We start from the raw sequence: 593 nt of genomic DNA on the forward strand, positions 1-593 counted from the left end.
GCCCACAGCATCTCCATCAGCCGGCGGCTGGAGGCCTCGCGCATGTCGTCGGTGTTGGGCTTGAACGCCAGCCCCCACAACGCCACGGTCTTGCCCTTGAGCGCGCCGCCGTAGTGCCGCTCGATCAGCTCGAACAGCTTGCCCTTCTGCGCGTGGTTGACCGCTTCCACCGCACCGAGCAGCTTCGCCTCGAAATCCACCGCGCGCGCGATCCGCTCCAGCGCCTGCACGTCCTTGGGGAAGCACGAGCCGCCGTAGCCGGCGCCCGGATAGATGAAGTGGTAGCCGATGCGCGGATCCGAGCCGATGCCGCGGCGTACCTGTTCGATGTCGGCGCCGACGCGCTCGGCGATGTTGGCGATCTCGTTCATGAAGCTGATCTTGGTCGCCAGCATCGCGTTGGCCGCGTACTTGGTCAGCTCCGCCGAACGCTCGTCCATCACCACCGTGCGGTCGTGGTTGCGGTTGAACGGCGCGTAGAGCTTGCGCAGCACGGCGGTGGCGCGCTCGCTGGAGCTGCCGATCACGATGCGATCCGGGCGCAGGCAGTCTTCCACCGCGTCGCCTTCCTTGAGGAACTCGGGGTTGGAGAC

Annotated in this window: 1 protein-coding gene; it reads right to left on the reverse strand. The window is 67.1% G+C overall.

Annotation, left to right across the window (positions count from 1 at the left end; genetic code table 11):
• The coding region (locus ACFWZU_RS16265; protein WP_439702555.1) for a UDP-glucose dehydrogenase family protein at positions 1 to 593 on the reverse strand (593 nt) is incomplete at both ends.

Origin of the sequence: Frateuria sp. GZRR33 (genome assembly GCF_051900425.1) — a bacterium.
Lineage (GTDB): Bacteria > Pseudomonadota > Gammaproteobacteria > Xanthomonadales > Rhodanobacteraceae > Frateuria_A.